Annotated in this window: 19 protein-coding genes and 1 tRNA gene; 8 read left to right on the top strand and 12 right to left on the bottom strand. The window is 68.1% G+C overall.

The annotated features are described in order from the left end of the window. Nucleotides 1–131 precede the first annotated feature (131 nt). The 3 genes from AC07EQ_RS29450 to AC07EQ_RS29440 all read right to left on the bottom strand — a co-directional run bounded on the left by AC07EQ_RS29450 (nucleotide 132) and on the right by AC07EQ_RS29440 (nucleotide 1,592). Nucleotides 132–752: a TetR/AcrR family transcriptional regulator gene (locus tag AC07EQ_RS29450; protein ID WP_478391122.1), complete on the bottom strand. Its 621-nt coding sequence runs from the start codon at nucleotides 750–752 to the stop codon at nucleotides 132–134. Next, nucleotides 749–1,072, bottom strand: a complete 324-nt coding sequence (locus AC07EQ_RS29445) for a DMT family transporter (protein WP_478391121.1) — start codon at nucleotides 1,070–1,072, stop codon at nucleotides 749–751. Before AC07EQ_RS29445 ends, AC07EQ_RS29450 begins: the two co-directional genes overlap by 4 nt. A gap of 79 nt (nucleotides 1,073–1,151) precedes the next feature. Further along, entirely contained in the window at nucleotides 1,152–1,592 is a 441-nt protein-coding gene (locus AC07EQ_RS29440; protein ID WP_478391120.1) for a DUF1707 SHOCT-like domain-containing protein, read from the bottom strand. Nucleotides 1,593–1,990: 398 nt separating this feature from the next. Between AC07EQ_RS29440 and AC07EQ_RS29435 the strand changes: the two genes are divergently transcribed. From AC07EQ_RS29435 to AC07EQ_RS29405, 7 genes are all read left to right on the top strand, one after another. Next, nucleotides 1,991–4,219, top strand: coding sequence for a (Fe-S)-binding protein (locus AC07EQ_RS29435; protein WP_478391119.1), 2,229 nt, complete (start codon nucleotides 1,991–1,993; stop codon nucleotides 4,217–4,219). Nucleotides 4,220–4,399: 180 nt separating this feature from the next. Further along, nucleotides 4,400–4,855 carry a YbaB/EbfC family nucleoid-associated protein gene (locus AC07EQ_RS29430; protein ID WP_478391118.1) on the top strand — a complete coding sequence of 152 codons (456 nt, stop codon included), beginning with the start codon at nucleotides 4,400–4,402 and terminating at the stop codon, nucleotides 4,853–4,855. A 2-nt stretch (nucleotides 4,856–4,857) separates the two neighbouring features. Beyond that, entirely contained in the window at nucleotides 4,858–5,175 is a 318-nt protein-coding gene (locus AC07EQ_RS29425) for a type VII secretion target (RefSeq protein WP_478391117.1), read from the top strand. After that, a complete protein-coding gene (locus tag AC07EQ_RS29420) occupies nucleotides 5,172–5,873 on the top strand; it encodes a WXG100 family type VII secretion target (RefSeq protein WP_478391116.1) in 702 nt (233 codons plus the stop codon). Before AC07EQ_RS29425 ends, AC07EQ_RS29420 begins: the two co-directional genes overlap by 4 nt. Before the next feature lie 6 nt (nucleotides 5,874–5,879). Then, nucleotides 5,880–6,650 (top strand): EndoU domain-containing protein, encoded by a 771-nt coding sequence (locus tag AC07EQ_RS29415; protein ID WP_478391115.1) that lies wholly within the window; start codon nucleotides 5,880–5,882, stop codon nucleotides 6,648–6,650. A gap of 5 nt (nucleotides 6,651–6,655) precedes the next feature. Then, nucleotides 6,656–7,249 carry a hypothetical protein gene (locus tag AC07EQ_RS29410; protein WP_478391114.1) on the top strand — a complete coding sequence of 198 codons (594 nt, stop codon included), beginning with the start codon at nucleotides 6,656–6,658 and terminating at the stop codon, nucleotides 7,247–7,249. Nucleotides 7,250–7,623: 374 nt separating this feature from the next. Then, entirely contained in the window at nucleotides 7,624–8,208 is a 585-nt protein-coding gene (locus AC07EQ_RS29405; RefSeq protein ID WP_478391113.1) for a TetR/AcrR family transcriptional regulator, read from the top strand. Between the two features lie 67 nt (nucleotides 8,209–8,275). Here AC07EQ_RS29405 and AC07EQ_RS29400 read toward each other — a convergent pair whose 3' ends face one another. The 4 genes from AC07EQ_RS29400 to dcd form a co-directional block, all read right to left on the bottom strand. Beyond that, nucleotides 8,276–8,413 (bottom strand): hypothetical protein, encoded by a 138-nt coding sequence (locus AC07EQ_RS29400; RefSeq protein WP_478391182.1) that lies wholly within the window; start codon nucleotides 8,411–8,413, stop codon nucleotides 8,276–8,278. Between the two features lie 143 nt (nucleotides 8,414–8,556). Beyond that, nucleotides 8,557–9,705, bottom strand: coding sequence for an epoxide hydrolase family protein (locus tag AC07EQ_RS29395; RefSeq protein ID WP_478391112.1), 1,149 nt, complete (start codon nucleotides 9,703–9,705; stop codon nucleotides 8,557–8,559). A 123-nt stretch (nucleotides 9,706–9,828) separates the two neighbouring features. Next, entirely contained in the window at nucleotides 9,829–11,238 is a 1,410-nt protein-coding gene (locus AC07EQ_RS29390; protein ID WP_478391111.1) for a sugar porter family MFS transporter, read from the bottom strand. A 435-nt stretch (nucleotides 11,239–11,673) separates the two neighbouring features. Continuing rightward, complete coding sequence (gene dcd / locus AC07EQ_RS29385; RefSeq protein WP_478391110.1) at nucleotides 11,674–12,255, bottom strand: dCTP deaminase; 582 nt, start codon at nucleotides 12,253–12,255, stop codon at nucleotides 11,674–11,676. Nucleotides 12,256–12,338: 83 nt separating this feature from the next. Here dcd and AC07EQ_RS29380 point away from each other — a divergent pair. Next, nucleotides 12,339–12,409: transfer RNA gene (locus AC07EQ_RS29380), tRNA-Gly, on the top strand. Between the two features lie 263 nt (nucleotides 12,410–12,672). Here AC07EQ_RS29380 and AC07EQ_RS29375 read toward each other — a convergent pair. The 5 genes from AC07EQ_RS29375 to AC07EQ_RS29355 all read right to left on the bottom strand — a co-directional run bounded on the left by AC07EQ_RS29375 (nucleotide 12,673) and on the right by AC07EQ_RS29355 (nucleotide 14,745). Beyond that, entirely contained in the window at nucleotides 12,673–12,825 is a 153-nt protein-coding gene (locus AC07EQ_RS29375; RefSeq protein ID WP_478391109.1) for a hypothetical protein, read from the bottom strand. Between the two features lie 12 nt (nucleotides 12,826–12,837). Next, a complete protein-coding gene (locus tag AC07EQ_RS29370; protein ID WP_478391108.1) occupies nucleotides 12,838–13,200 on the bottom strand; it encodes a hypothetical protein in 363 nt (120 codons plus the stop codon). Between the two features lie 172 nt (nucleotides 13,201–13,372). Next, the gene (locus tag AC07EQ_RS29365; protein ID WP_478391107.1) at nucleotides 13,373–13,720 is read right to left on the bottom strand and encodes a hypothetical protein; all 348 of its coding nucleotides are present in this window, start codon (nucleotides 13,718–13,720) and stop codon (nucleotides 13,373–13,375) included. A 136-nt stretch (nucleotides 13,721–13,856) separates the two neighbouring features. Next, entirely contained in the window at nucleotides 13,857–14,192 is a 336-nt protein-coding gene (locus AC07EQ_RS29360; protein ID WP_478391106.1) for a tRNA-binding protein, read from the bottom strand. A gap of 142 nt (nucleotides 14,193–14,334) precedes the next feature. Then, nucleotides 14,335–14,745: an SSI family serine proteinase inhibitor gene (locus AC07EQ_RS29355; RefSeq protein ID WP_478391105.1), complete on the bottom strand. Its 411-nt coding sequence runs from the start codon at nucleotides 14,743–14,745 to the stop codon at nucleotides 14,335–14,337. Between the last annotated feature and the right edge of the window lie 149 nt (nucleotides 14,746–14,894).

Below are 14,894 nucleotides of genomic sequence, written 5' to 3'. Positions count from 1 at the left end.
CGGACCTTCGATTTCAATGGAAATTGCGGCCCGCCGAACCGGGGAGGAGGTGTCGTGCCGATCGGGACCGCCCGCACCGGGGCGCTGATCTTCGGGCCGCTGCTGCTCGTCGGCGTCTCGGCATGCTCGGCTCAGCTGATCAGCCGCGCATCCCGCAGGTAGTCCACCGGCTGCAGGAGGAAGCGCACCGTCGGTTCGAGCTCCTCGGCGGTGGGCGGCTCGTCGGCGATGAGCGCCTGCATGAGCAGGCCGTCGATCCCGGCGAACAGCGCCCGGATCACCGGCTCGTCGCCGCCCGCGCCGCCGTTGAGGAAACCGGTGGCGACCTCGATCCAGCGGCGGGCCGCCGGGCGCAGCGCCGGGCGGCGGGCGGCGAGCAGGTAGAGCTCGTACTCGCCCAGGGTGCGTTCGCGGTGGTCGCGCACCATCGTCGCCAGCGCCTCGGCGATCACCCGCGGCCAGTCCGAGTTCTCCCGGACCTGCCCGCTCAGCCTGTCGATCTCGTTGATCAGGGTTTCGCAGCTCTCCAGCAGCGTGGCCACCAGCAGGTCGTCGATGCCCGCGAAGTAGTAGGCGATCGACGCGGGCGGCACCCCGGCCTCGCGGGCGATGTTGCGGTGGCTCACCGCGGCGACGCCGTCGCGGGCGACGACCCGCAGCGTCGCGTCGATGATCGCGCGGCGACGGCGCTCACCCTTGAGGCGGCGACCGTCGGTCTCCGCCTCGTCGGGGGTGCGCCGCGGCGACGTCAATGCGCGCCGCCCAGTTCGAGCGCCAGGACGCCGCCGATGATCAACGCGAGGCCGGCGACCTGCACCGCCGTGATGCCTTCGCCGAGGAACACCGCGCCGATGATCGCCACCAGCGCGACCCCGGCCCCGGCCCAGATCGCGTAGGCGACGCCGACCGGCAGGCCGAGCTTGAGCACGGCGCTGAGCGCGCTGAAGGCCACCAGGTAACCGACCACGACCAGGATCGACGGCACGGTCTTGCTGAAGCCCTCGGACAGCTTCAGCGACACCGTGGCGAGCACCTCGCTCAAGATCGCCACCGCCAGCAGCAGGTAGGCCACGCTTCCTCCCAGAAAAACTTGTACGAGTGCCCTACTTTTTCAGGATACGGATGGCCGATCACGCGTGCACGCGGTTTTCCTAGTGGTCCGAGTCGCCCTTGTGCTTCTTGCCGCCGCTGTCGCCGGAGATCATCGAGGCGACGTTGATCGCGGCCCAGATGCCCATCGGGATCATCGGCCAGAAGAACTTCAGCTCATCGGAGCTGATCGAGGTCACCGCCCAGATCGCGATGAGGATGAAGGAGACGCCCGCCCAGTCGCGCCATTCCTTGATCAGGTTGCGCTTCTGCCGCTCGCGCTCGACGACCTCCGGCGACGGCTTCGCGGGCACCGGCTCCGGCAAGTCGGCCACCAGCGGCTGCAACTGGCCGAGGGTCGTCGCCGCGTACGCCTTCTGCAGGCGGTCGTCGTACTCGGTGATGGTGAGGCGGCCTTCGTCCTGCGCCGCGCGCAACCGCTGCGCGATCGCCTCCCGATCAGCGTCCGATGCGCGCATCGCTTCGCCGCCCGACTCACCCATGCCGATCCCCCTGTTTCGACGCCACCCGCTGACTTGACCGAACAGATCGTTCGCCCGATCGAATACGTGGCGAAAATCGCACCACGGCCGCGATTCTGCCGCGATCGGCCGCGACGGTGCCCGGGGCGCGGTGAAATCGTGATGCGACGTCGCACACGTCTAACAGGAACAACTCCCGAAACGCCGGCAACGGCACCGCGCCCCCAGGGGACCGGTCGATGGCCTGCGGAACACGCAAGACCGAAACAACCTGTACGACTGCACAACTAGTTTTTCGTCCAGTGGTCTCGCAGAATCACCGTCTGTTCCCGACATGAGCGGCGGCCGTATAGTTACCGATGAGTAACACGGCGTACGCTGCTCACACCACCGCCCCCGGAGGAAAGGCACCCGAACCAATGGGCGCTGTACAGATCACGCTCGGCGGGATCGCTGTCGTGCTCGGCATCGTCGCTTGGGGCATGTTCGCCGCGACGATCGCCAAGTTCGTGCGCATCATCCGCCTCGGGCAGCCGGACGGTACCCGAAACGGCCCGGTCCTGGCCCGCCTGGCCACCATGGTCAAGGAGTTCGCCGCCCACACGCGGATGAACAAGTTCCGCAACGTCGGGATCTGGCACTGGCTGGTCATGTGGGGCTTCCTGATCGGCTCCCTGGCGCTGTTCGAGGCCTACGGCGAGGTCTTCGTACCGACCTGGGGCTGGCCGATCCTGGACGACCTCGCGATCTTCCACCTCCTGATGGAGATCCTCGGCGTCGGCACCGTGGTCGGCATCCTGGTGCTGATCGTGATCCGCCAGCGCAACCACCCGCGCCGCGCGGGCCGGGTCTCCCGCTTCCAGGGCTCGAACTTCGCCTGGGCCTACTTCATCGAGGCCGTGGTCCTGATCGAGGGCGTGGGCATCCTCGGCGTCCGCGCCGCGAAGTCCGCGCTGGGCGTGCACGAGATGCCGCTGTGGGCGGAGTTCGTCTCCGGCCCGATCGGCGCCCTGCTGCCCGCCAGCCCGAACCTCGTCTCGTTCTTCGCCTTCATCAAGCTGATGAGCGCCACGATCTGGCTGATCGTGATCTCCAGGACCATGACGATGGGCATCGCCTGGCACCGGTTCAGCGCGTTCTTCAACATCTACTTCAAGCGCGAGGCCGACGGTGGTGTGGCGCTGGGCGCGGTGAAGCCGATGATGTCCGGCGGTAAGCCGCTGGACTTCGAGGAGGCCGATCCGGACACCGATGTGTTCGGTGCGGGCAAGATCGAGGACTTCTCGTGGAAGGGCTGGCTGGACTTCACCACGTGCACGGAGTGCGGTCGGTGCCAGTCGCAGTGCCCGGCGTGGAACACCGGGAAGCCGTTGTCGCCGAAGCTGCTGATCACCTCGCTGCGGGATCACGCGTATGCGAAGGCGCCGTACCTGCTGGCCGGCGGCCGCAAGGACATGGCCGGCGACGAGGTCGGCATCACCGGCGACGACGCCGAGGCCAAGCTGGCGGGCATCAACGTGCTCGCGCTGGCCGAGGCGGAGCGCCCGCTGATCGGCGGCCCCGAGGAAATGGGCGTCATCGACCCGGACGTGCTGTGGTCGTGCACGTCGTGCGGGGCGTGCGTGGAGCAGTGCCCGGTGGACATCGAGCACGTGGACCACATCGTGGACATGCGCCGCTACCAGGTGATGATCGAGTCGAACTTCCCGACCGAGCTGGGCGGGATGTTCAAGAACCTGGAGAACAAGGGCAACCCGTGGGGCCAGAACGCCAAGGACCGGTTGGCGTGGACCGAGGGCCTGGACTTCGAGGTGCCGGTGTTCGACGGCGAGCTCGCCGACGACGTGGAGTACCTGTTCTGGGTCGGGTGCGCGGGGGCGTTCGAGGACCGGGCGAAGAAGACCACGCGGGCGGTGGCGGAGCTGCTGCACCTGGCCGGGGTGTCCTACACGGTGCTGGGGCCGGAGGAGTCCTGCACCGGTGACCCGGCCCGTCGGGCGGGCAACGAGTTCATCTTCCAGATGCTGGCGCAGCAGAACGTCGAGGTCCTCAACGGCGTGTTCGAGGGCCGCGAACGCGGCAAGCGGAAGATCGTCGCCACCTGTGCGCACTGCTTCAACTCCCTGGCGAACGAGTACTCGGAGCTGGGCGGGGACTTCGAGGTGGTGCACCACACCCAGCTGCTGAACCGGTTGGTGCGGGAGAAGCGGCTGGTGCCGGTCGCGCCGGTCGCCGAGGACGTCACCTACCACGACCCCTGCTACCTGGGCCGGCACAACAAGGTCTACACGCCGCCGCGTGACCTGGTCGGGGCGTCGGGGGCGACGTTCCGGGAGATGCCGCGGCACGCGGACCGCTCGATGTGCTGCGGCGCGGGCGGGGCCCGGATGTGGATGGAAGAACGCATCGGCAAGCGCATCAACGTCGAACGCGTCGACGAAGCACTCGGGACCGCGCCGACGAAGATCGCCACCGGCTGCCCGTTCTGCAAGGTGATGCTCTCCGACGGCCTCACCGCCCGCCAGAGCGAGAAGGTCGCCTCCGAGTCCGTCGAGGTCGTCGACGTCGCCCAGCTGCTGCTGTCCGCCGTCAAACGCGGCGAAACGTCCACATCGGACACGGCAGACACGGCGCCCACCGGTAGCTGAGTTCTCCAAGACGAAGGGCACTTTCCGCCGATTCGGCCGGCGGAAGGTGCCCTTCGTTCTTGCCGGCTCGGCATCGAGAAGCGAGTGATGCCAACCACTTTCGAACACGAGCCGACTGCGCCGCCGTCGCGCTGTTTAAACTCCCCGGAGCAATGCGCCACTTGGCCTAATCGGAGGGACATGGACGGCAACATCCTCGATCCGGACGGCGCACGCGAGCGCCTGGCCGCCTGGAAGGGCCGGATCGACAAGCTGGCCGCGGACACCCAGACGATGAGTGACCGGCTGCAGCAGGTCCGCGCGACCGCGAGCGACCCGAACGGGCTGGCGGAGGTCACGGTCGACTCGACCGGCGCGCTCGTGGGCCTGCAGCTGACCAGCCGGATCCAGCGGGTGGCGCCGGACGCCGTCGCGCAGGCGATCATGGCCACGCTCGGCGACGCGAAGAACAAGCTCGCCGACCAGTCCCAGGAGATCATCGCGGACACGGTGGGCACCGAATCGCCCGCGGCGCGGGCGATCGCGGACAGCGTGGAACGGCACCTGCGCACCGGTCCGGCTCCGGAATCCGCCGCCCCCGACGCCGAGGACTACGACGAGGGCTACGAGATCAACACCCACCGCGAGCGGTGGTGAGCATGGGCGACGGGTACAACGTCAACATCGAGCAGCTGCGCTCGCACGCGGCCAACGTGGACGCGATCAAGGACCGGTTCGCCGCGGTGAAGTCCGCCAGCACGAACATCGCGCAGGACGACCAGGCGTACGGGCTGCTGTGCGGCTGGATCTCCGGCGTCCTCGAGGGCCGGCACACCAAGCAGGACGAGCTGATCGCGTACGTGGAGGAGAACCTCTCGCTGCTCTCCGAGGAGCTGCGCGCCAGCGGCGCCGACTACCAAGCCCTCGACGAGGAGCACGCCGGCCTGATCCGTTCGAGCGGCGGGGAAATGCCATGACCGACAAGTCACTGGTCAGCCCGGCCGGGTCGTCCCGCGAGGCGTGGACGGGCGCCGGGCTCGCGGACAGCATCGACGGCCTGGCGGACGCGATCAAGTCCGAGGGCTGGGTCGACGACGCGCTGGCCGGAGCGGGCCTGGCGGTCGAGGTCGCGGCGAGCGCGCTGGACCCGATCAGCGCGCTGCTGTCCAACGGCCTGGGCTGGGCCATGGAGTACTTCGAGCCGCTGCGGGAGATGCTCGACGAGCTGACCGGCGCGCCGGACGTGGTCCAGTCCCACGCCAAGACCTGGAACAACATGGCCACCGAGCTGGGCGTCATGGCCACCGATCTCGAAGCGCACCTCAAGGACGACCTGCCCGACTGGACCGGCGCGGCCTCGGACGCCTACCGCGGCATGATGGCCAACAACGTCGAGGCCATCGGGGGCCTGGCCGCGATCTCGGCGGCGATGGCGGCGGCCACCGAAGGCGCGGGCGGCCTGGTGGAGCAGACCCGTGAGATCGTCCGCGACCTGATCGCCGACCTGGTGGCCAGGGTGATCGTGTGGGCGGTGGAGGCCGTCTTCGTGGTGACGATCCCGGTCGTCGCCGCGCAGATCGCCGCAGCGGTGGTCAAGTGGGCCGCGCGGATCCTCATCTACACCACGGCGCTGATCACCAGCCTCACCAATCTCACCAAGCTCCTCGACGAGTAGGCGTCCATGGCGAAACCCAAGAATCCGCACGGGGACGGCGGAGACGGTGGCACCACCGGAAAACCCCCGCAGAAACACGGCAACATCGACGCGGGCAAGGGCATCTCCAGCGCGCAGCAAGCCACCGCCCAAGCCGCGCAGAACGGCCGCCCGGGCGGCTCCGGCGGCAAGCAGCCGGGCAACCCCACCAGCCCGACACCGCCGACGAAGCCGGGCCCGCCGCCCAAGCCGACCGCCCCGCCCAAAGCGGACGACATCCACCACAGCGAGGCCTCGGAAGCGCACATCGTCGGGGGCGACGGCGGCCGGCAGGGCGGCCACATCGCGGGCACCGGGCTCTCGAAGAAGACCGAGTTCCCCCAGAGTTGGGACGGGCCGAAGATCCTCGACGCGGCGCACCAGGTCACACAGCAGGGGCCACCGGCGAAGGGCCCGTACCTGACCAAGGACGTCGACGGCAACAAGGTGTGGGCCTACGACTACACCGGAACGGTCGACGGCGTCACCGTCAAGACGACGGTGCTCGCCGACGGCGAGATCCGCACCGCGTACCCGCCGAACAGCGCCGACCCGGGCGTGATCACCAACCCGCCCGCGCCGAACCCGCAACCGAAGGGCGTGCCGGTGAGCGACCCGCCTCGTTACAGTCACCCCGACGTCGGCGGTGACGGCAGCTGGACGTGGGAAGGCCCGAAGGGCAACAAGATAGTCAGAGTCGTCCAGGACGCCCAGGGCAACGTGACCAGAACCGAACTCGGCGACTACAAGAAGAAGTGAGCGCCATGGATGTGAAGACCTACGCAACGGTCACCGACGTGTGCGCGCGGCTCGCGGGCCGGCTGTCCGACGACACCCTGGGAGCCGTGCGCGTCGACTACTCGGCGGGCGAGCTGGACCTGGCCGAATCGGCGCTCCTGCTCAACCTGGCATACGAGGGCGTCGGCATCACCCGCGAGGAGCAGGACCTGATCCGCTCCACCCTGGACGACCCGACCAACCCGGACCTGGACGACGTGCCGGTCATCGACGCGGTGCCGCCGCTGCAGTACCGCTTCAGCCCGGCCGGCCCCGCGGACGCACCCGACCCGAGCCGAGCGGACATCGTCCTGTCGACGGACGCCCCGCGCCACGGCGGCCACCGCCTGCGCCGCGCCTGGCGCGAGCCGCTCGCGGGAGCCCAGGACGCCGCGACGTGGGTGTACGTGCTGCAGGTGGCCGAAGGCACGGACGAGCTCAGCGCGTACGCGGGCCTGTCCTCGCGGCTGTGGGTGGCGCTGAAGGAGAAGTGGCCGCTGGAGGTGGTGGTGGAGGGCAAGCAGCTGCCGCGGTACCAGGCGGCAGCCCTGACCGCCGCCCACCAGATCTGGCCCGCCTGAGCCGCACAGCTCGCGGTCCCGTGAGTGTTCTGGGGTGCTATAGCGCCCCAGAACACTCACGGCCCGGCGGGGCCGCGCCGGTTGCGGCATGGCCAGGCCCCGGCCCCGGGTGAACCCGCGTCTGACGGTGAGCGAACGGACCGTTCGCCTCGCTAGGTGGAGTCAACGGACCGTTCGCTCCGCCGCACTCCGTCCGCTGAGCAGCGCACGCCGTGCCGGATCGCGTGACCGGCGTGGATCCCATAGGCGAAGTCGCGCATGAACCGCCCCAGCCGCCGAACCACTCCTCGCATCGCAAGCTCCTCTACACTGGTCTGTGAAGTTCGATCCGAACCGTAAGGTACACAGACCTGTGAACACAAGGGGGTCGGCCGATGTCCGCGACCGCAGGCGATGAGGTGCGCCTGACGCCGGGCGCCAAGCGCATCCTCGACGTCGCAGCCGAGCTGTTCTACTCGCGAGGCATCAACGCCGTCGGCGTCGACACCATCGCCGCCGAATCCGGTGTCACCAAGCGGACCCTCTACGACCGCTTCGGGTCGAAGGACGGCCTGCTCGTGACCTACCTGAAGACGCGCGACCGGCGCTGGCGCGAGCTCGTCGAAGCCCGCCGGGACGCCGAGGCCGACCCGGTCCGGCGCGCGCTGGTGCCGTTCGACGTGCTCCCCGAATGGCTCCCGCAGAGCAGCCGGGGGTGCAGCTTCGTCAACGCCTTCGCCGAACTCCCCGAGCCCGACCACCCGGGGCGGCAGCTGATCGTCGCCGAGAAGCAGTGGCTCCGAGACCTGTTCCGCGACCTGCTCGCCGAGGCCGGCGCCAGGAACCCGGAGGAGCTCGCCGTGCAGCTGCTGAGCCTGCACGAGGGCGCCATCGTGAGCTACTCGATCGCCGGCGAATCCTCAGCCGCACCGATCACCCGCACCGCCGCCGAAGCACTCGTGCGGCAGGCCCTCGCCTGACGCCGAGGAGAAGCCCGGTCAGCACGGGGCCGTGAGTCTTTTGAGTTGCCATAGCAGCCCAAAAGACTCACGGCCCCGTGCACAACCTCAGCGATCGGCGATCCGGGCCAGGAACGCCGCCCACGACGAAGCCGGAAAAGCACCGGCCGTCGGGATCCTTCGAGTCCCGCACCGCAACGGCAGGCCCCGCAAACGCGACTTCGATGCAGTTGTTTCCGGTACTGCTCCCACTTCGGCGCCCTCTTCGACCTCGCCCTGCGCTGGCCGTGAGGAACGGCGATTTCGCGCGAAATCGCCGTTCGCGACGCCTGGCGTATGGCGATTTCGCGCGAAATCGACCCCCACGCGTCAGCCGCGCAGCGACGCGAAGAACTCCTGGACGTCGCGGACGTACAGGTCCGGCTGCTCCATCGCCGGGAACGTTCCGCCGCGGTCGTACTCCGTCCAGCGCACGATGTTGTTGATGCGCTCCGCGAACGGGCGGACCGGCGCGAGGATGTCCTTCGGGAACACCGCGACGCCGTGCGGCACGGTGCCGTTCTGCAGCTCCGCGATGACGCCTTCCTCCTCCGCCTTCGAGGAGTTGTCCGGAGTATCCACAAAGGACCGAGCTGCCGAACCCGCCGTGTTGGTGAGCCAGTACAGCATCACCGTCGTCAGGATGCGGTCGCGGTCGATGGCGTCCTCCGGGGTGTCCGCGCAGTCGGTCCACTCCTTGAGCACTCCGACGATCCAGCCCAGCAGCCCGACCGGCGAGTCCGCCAGCGAGTACGCCAGCGCCTGCGGCTTCGTCGACTGGATCAGCTTGTAGCCGTACAGCTCGTCGGTGTAGCGCTGCCACGCGCCCATCCGCGCGTGATCGGCCTCGGTGAGCCCGGCCATCTCCGCCGGATCGCCGCCCGGGAACGTGATCATCCCGTTGGTGTGCAGGCCGATCACGTTGTCCGGCGCGAGGATCGCCAGCTCGCGGGAGATCCACGTGCCCCAATCGCCGCCCTGCAGGCCGTACCGCTCGTAGCCGAGCCGGCTCATCAGCCCGGCCCAGGCCCGCGCGATCCGGGTGGCGCCCCAGCCGACCGAGCGCGTCGGCCCGGACAGGCCGTATCCCGGCAGCGACGGGATGACCAGGTGGAACGACTCGCCGAGCGGCCCGATGACGTCCAGGTACTCGGCGATCGAACTGGGCCAGCCGTGCGTGATCAGCAGCGGCAACGCGTCCGGCCGGGACGACCGGACGTGCAGGAAGTGGATGTTCTCGCCGTCGATTTCGGTGGTGTACTGCGGGAATTCGTTCAGCCGCGCCTCCTGCGCCCGCCAGTCGTAGCCGCTGCGCCAGTACTCCGCCAACTCCCGCAGGTAACCCAGCGGCGGGCCGTAGCTCCAGCCCGGCCCGGGCACCTCGTCGGCCCAGCGGACGCGGGCCAGCCGCCCCTGGAGGTCGTCCAGATCGTGCTGCGGGATGTCGAGGCGGAACCGGGTGATGTCGCGAGAGGCCATGCACGCTCCTTCGTACGTTGTACGGTACTAGATACGCGCAACGCCCCGGCTTTGTTCCCGAACCCGCGGAAAAAGTTTCGAGGGGCGCCCCCACCGGGGACGCCCCTCGAACATCGGACCAGGTCAGCTGCCCATTTCCTCCAACGAGCGCCCCTTGGTCTCCTTCAGGTACTTCACCACGAACACCACCGAGATCAGCGCGAACGCGGCGTAGATGAAGTAGGTGACCGGCAGGTTCCAGTCCCGCATGCTCGGGAAGCTCACCGTCACCAGCCAGTTCGCGATCCAGTTCGTCGCGGTGCCGACCGCCAGCGCGGCGGCCCGGATGCGCGCCGGGAACATCTCGCCCAGCAGCACCCACATCACCACGCCCCAGGAGGCGGCGAAGAACAGCACGAAAGCGCTCGCCGACACCAGCGCCACGGCGCCCCACTGGAACGGCAGGTGCGCCTCGTCGCCGACGACCTCGGCGAAGCTGAACGCCCACCCGGTCACGGCCAGCGACACGGCCATCCCGAGCGAACCGATCACCAGCAGCGGCTTGCGGCCGATCTTGTCGACCAGCGCGATCGCGACGAACGTGCCGACGATGTTCACGATCGACGTGAACAGGCTCAGCAGCAGGGAACTGCTCTCGTCGATGCCCACCGAGTGCCACAGCGACGACGAGTAGTAGAAGATGATGTTGATCCCGACGAACTGCTGCAACGCCGCGATGGCCATCCCGACCCACACGATCGGCAGCACCCCGAACCGGCCCCGCAGATCGCTCAGCCGCGGCTTGCGCTCGCCGCCCAGCGCCGCCTTGATCTCGGCGACCTTCGCGTCCGGATCACCGGAGTCGACCTGCGCCAGGACCTCCCGCGCCCGGTCGACCTTCCCGACCGCGACCAGGTACCGCGGCGACTCGGGAATCGTCGAAGCCACCACCAGGTAGATCACCGCGGGGATCGCGGCCACCCCGAGCATCCACTGCCAGGCCTGCAACGGCCCGAGCATCCCGGAAGCACTGCCGCCGGCGGCCTGCGCCAGGGCGTAGTTGACCAGCTGCGAAACGGCGATCCCCAGCACGATCGCCAACTGCTGCAAGGACCCCAATCGCCCGCGGTACGCGGCGGGCGCGACCTCGGCGATGTAGGCGGGCGCGATCACCGACGCGATGCCGATGGCGACGCCGCCGACGACCCGCCAGACGGCGAGGTCCCAGATCGCGAAGGGCACGGCCGAAGCGACGGCGCTGATGATGAACAGGACCGCGGCCAGCTGCATGACCCGGATCCGGCCGACCCGGTCGGCCAACCCGCCTGCGATCCCGGCGCCCACCGCGGAACCCAGCAGCGCCGAGGAAACGGTCAGGCCGGTCAACGCGGAACCGACGTTGAAGTGCCGTTGGATGGCGTCCACGCCGCCGTTGATCACCGAGGTGTCGTAGCCGAAGAGGAACCCGCCGAGAGCCGCGGCCCCGGCGATCATCACGACGTGCCCGAGGGTCTCGTTGGCAGTGCCCGAGGCGCGCGACTGCAATGCGGACATCGAGTACTCCTGCTGCCCGCTCGCCGACCCCGCCCCGTTGCGGGATCGTTCCAGAACGCCGGGCGAGGGGGATCGTAAATTCTGAATCCCCATCTTGCTTACTCGATTCAGGATGAACTAACTCACAGTCACCACAAGCCGGGACAACGCGGCACAAAACAGGCAATACCTGGAAAACGCCACCCCGCGCGTGTTGATATCACTACCTACCGTGATCATCTGCTCAGTCAGGAGCCCAGACATGGACGCGCCGGAGAAGGCGCTGGTGGTCATCGACATGGTGCCGTTCTTCGTGACCGGCAACCCCTACTGCCGAGGCATCGTGCCGAACATCGGCCGCCTGGCGCGAACCCTCCGGAAGACCGGCGGCGACCGAGCCGACGCAGACGACCCAGGAGTCCTACGGCCCGGAAGCGGCCGAGGTGGTGGCGATGCTCAGCGACGGGTGTCGGTGCGCCGGAAGTTGAGGTACGCCCGCGACGGCGTCGGCCCACGCTGCCCCTGGTAGCGCGACCCGGCTTCCTTCGAGCCGTACGGGAAGTCCGCGGGGCTCGACAACCGGAACAGGCACAGCTGGCCGATCTTCATCCCCGGCCACAACGTGATCGGCAGATTGGCCACGTTGGACAGTTCGAGGGTGATGTGACCGGTGAACCCGGGATCGATGAACCCGGCGGTGGAGTGCGTCAGCAACCCCAGCCGGCCCAACGAAGACTTGCCCTCCAGTCGGCCGGCCAGATCATCGGGCAACCGCACCGACTCGAAGGTCGAGCCGAGCACGAACTCGCCCGGGTGCAGCACGAACGGATCGTCGTCGGGCGTCTCCACCAGCGACGTCAGCTCGTCCTGCTGCTTCGACGGATCGATGTGGGTGTACCGGGTGTTGTCGAAGACCCGGAAGAAACGATCCAGCCGGACGTCGATGCTCGACGGCTGGATCATGGCGGCTTCGAACGGATCAAGTTCGAGGCGGCCGTCATCGAGCTCTTTGCGCAGGTCCCGGTCACTCAGCAACACGCCCCCAGCGTATCGGCAACCCGGTGATGATCTTCGTGCCCCACCGTGTTAGGCTGACAGCGCTCTTCAGAAGAAGAGTTCAGGCGGATGTAGTTCAATGGTAGAACATCAGCTTCCCAAGCTGAGAACGCGGGTTCGATTCCCGTCATCCGCTCAGAGCTGGGAGCCCTGTGTTCGCGGAATGCGCGGACCGGGGCTCTTCGCCTTTGCATGGGGGGCCGAGCCCCCCAAACCCCCCACGGTGCGGTGGTCGCCCTTCGCCGGCTCCTTGCGAGCGGAGCGTTCCCGGCCTGCTCAGTGACCAGCCTTTTCGTTGCCCGCCGAATCGGCGGCTGGGTGGATTCACGGAGCGTTTCCGGCCTGCTCAGTGACCAGCCTTTTCGTTGCCCGTGGATTCTTCGAAGTCCGTGGGCCGGTTCAGTCCATGAGGTCAGCTGCCTCGAGGAATCCGAAGATCGCCGCGAGGCCGAAGATCACCAACAGTCCGATCCCGACCGGCCCGCAACCCGCGGCTTTCCCTATCCGAGCCAGCGCCACGCCGCCCACGACGATGATGAGCAGGAACAGCATTCCGGCCACGGTTCACCCTTTCCCGAACGGCAGCAGCCAGCCGATCACGACGATCGCGCAGAACGCAGCGACGATGCCCGCCGTCGGGTTTTGCCACCCGAGGACGAGCGCGGTGACGATGGCTCCAACGATGATCAGGGACCGGACGGTGGACGCGGTCCTGCGCCTGCGCTGCGTGGCTGCTTCAGCCGCCATCCGCGCCCGCATGTAGGCCATGTACTCGGCGTCGAACGAGGCCTCTTCGTCGGTCTTCGGCGATTTCCAGTTGATCGTGTAGTCGCCGCTAACACGACCGATCTGCGACACCGGCCCGTCGAAGGTTCCCCCAGAAATCTCGTTCTCGACGCTCTCGTCTTCGTCGCGCGCGCCTCCCATGTTCCGATGTTAGGCGGGCCGGCCGTCGCACGAATCCGCTCAACAGCGCAACTTTGCGCAGGCGAGCGAGCCCAGACCGGACAGTGGTGCGCGGGTCATGGCGGCCGTTCGCGCGCCGACCACCACCCGGCCGCCGGCTGAGGCGGATGCGGCGCTGGTGGCCTGCCGATCCTCAAGGCCTCGCTTCCAAGGCGTCAGCCCTCTTCCGCAGCTCGGCGGCAACGTCGTCCCAGTCCGGGCCATGCAGGTGGAGACTGTCCGCCGCCTCCCGCATCAGCAGTGGCTCGTCAGGCCGCTGGAGCAGAACGAGCCGGTATGCCAGGTTGCGAATCCACACGGGGAGGTACCCATCGACCAAATGAGGAGACAACTCCCGCAACATCGCCAAGATCGATTCGGCGTCAGCAAAGGTCAGTTCCTCAACGAAGTACTGCTCGCGATGGTCAAGATCGCACTCGGGCACGGACCGGTACTCGTCGCCGTAGAGGCAACGGGCATGCTCGGCCAGGGTCCTGTGCACACACCGGAGCCTACGGGGCTCGCGCGGAGTGCGACGAAGTTGATCCGCTTCTCTAGGGAATCGAGTACGGGAAGGCTGCATCCTCGACGTCGTTCTGTGGGCTCGGCGGGTTGCCCGGGACGCCGGGGTGGCCCGGTCAGAGGAGGCGGGTGCCGTTCGGGACCTGGTGGTCGAAGCCCGCTAGGACCACGCTGTTCTGGTCGTCGTGGGCTCCCGTTACCAGTACTTCGGACTTGACTCCCGCGATTCGCTTCGGCTCGAAGTTGCACACGCACAACACCTGTCGGCCGATCAGGGCTTCCGGTTCGTAGTGGTCCGTGATCTGCGCGCTCGACGTCTTCAGCCCCATCTCGCCGAGGTCGACGGTCAGCACGTATGCCGGTTTGCGCGCCTTCTCGTTCGGCTTCGCCTGCACGATCGTGCCCACGCGCAGTTCTACCTTCTCGAAGTCCGCCCACTCGATCAGCGACATCCTGCACCCTCCTGTTTGGACGGAGGGCAGCGTACTCCGGTCGTTCGGCACGACCGGAGTACGTACGTCGATAGCGGCGGCGAACCCGAGTACGTCGGGATCCGGCTGGATCGGTGGCAGACCGAGGACTTCGGCTAGCGGCTCAGAAGTCGAAGACGACGCCGGTCTCTACCGTCAGGACGCAGCTGTTCGGGTAGGTCTCGGTGAAGGTCACCGTCCGCCCGCGCCAGTTCCCTTCCAGCTTCGCCGTCACCGGCTGGTACTGGAGGGTGCAGGCCATCGCCGGCTTCGCCGTCATCAGGCGGAAATCCGCCCCGACCACGTCCAGGTCGCTGCACGCCTTCGCCGCGTTCTTGTGCATGCCGCCCGCCGGGTGGCACGTCAGGACCGTGTTGCCGAGCGCCGCTCCGCGGCCGTTGTCCAGCGAAAGCCGGACCGTGCTGGGGGTTTCGCCCTGTGCCGGGGCCACCGTCGCGACCGTCGCCATCGTTCCGGCGGTCAGGGCAGTGGCGAGCAGGACGCGACGGGTGAGTTTCGCCAACAACTTCCGCAACCTTTCGATCAGAACTGTGCGCGAACGCGCTGGGCATCGGGGAGTGCAGGCCGAGGTGCGCCTACCCGATAAGATCCGGGAACGCTTCCGGATGAACGTCCGCCGCAGCGGATGCGGAGAACATTACTGGACTACTTGGCGTAATAATC

This window comes from Saccharopolyspora sp. NPDC045839 (assembly GCF_056431645.1).
The sequence above is the reverse complement of the archived record's forward strand: the minus strand, read 5'-3'. Positions and strand labels throughout refer to the sequence as shown.

Coding starts and splice junctions, on each gene's coding strand:
- AC07EQ_RS29440 (WP_478391120.1), bottom strand. CDS start 1,592: ATGGGTGAGTCGGGCGGCGAAGCGATGCGCGCATCGGACGCTGATCGG.
- AC07EQ_RS29390 (WP_478391111.1), bottom strand. CDS start 11,238: ATGTCCGCATTGCAGTCGCGCGCCTCGGGCACTGCCAACGAGACCCTC.
- AC07EQ_RS29410 (WP_478391114.1), top strand. CDS start 6,656: ATGGATGTGAAGACCTACGCAACGGTCACCGACGTGTGCGCGCGGCTC.
- AC07EQ_RS29375 (WP_478391109.1), bottom strand. CDS start 12,825: ATGCTGTTCCTGCTCATCATCGTCGTGGGCGGCGTGGCGCTGGCTCGG.
- AC07EQ_RS29395 (WP_478391112.1), bottom strand. CDS start 9,705: ATGGCCTCTCGCGACATCACCCGGTTCCGCCTCGACATCCCGCAGCAC.
- AC07EQ_RS29415 (WP_478391115.1), top strand. CDS start 5,880: ATGGCGAAACCCAAGAATCCGCACGGGGACGGCGGAGACGGTGGCACC.
- AC07EQ_RS29405 (WP_478391113.1), top strand. CDS start 7,624: ATGTCCGCGACCGCAGGCGATGAGGTGCGCCTGACGCCGGGCGCCAAG.
- AC07EQ_RS29420 (WP_478391116.1), top strand. CDS start 5,172: ATGACCGACAAGTCACTGGTCAGCCCGGCCGGGTCGTCCCGCGAGGCG.
- AC07EQ_RS29360 (WP_478391106.1), bottom strand. CDS start 14,192: ATGTCGCTGATCGAGTGGGCGGACTTCGAGAAGGTAGAACTGCGCGTG.
- AC07EQ_RS29425 (WP_478391117.1), top strand. CDS start 4,858: ATGGGCGACGGGTACAACGTCAACATCGAGCAGCTGCGCTCGCACGCG.
- AC07EQ_RS29370 (WP_478391108.1), bottom strand. CDS start 13,200: ATGGGAGGCGCGCGCGACGAAGACGAGAGCGTCGAGAACGAGATTTCT.
- AC07EQ_RS29435 (WP_478391119.1), top strand. CDS start 1,991: ATGGGCGCTGTACAGATCACGCTCGGCGGGATCGCTGTCGTGCTCGGC.
- AC07EQ_RS29430 (WP_478391118.1), top strand. CDS start 4,400: ATGGACGGCAACATCCTCGATCCGGACGGCGCACGCGAGCGCCTGGCC.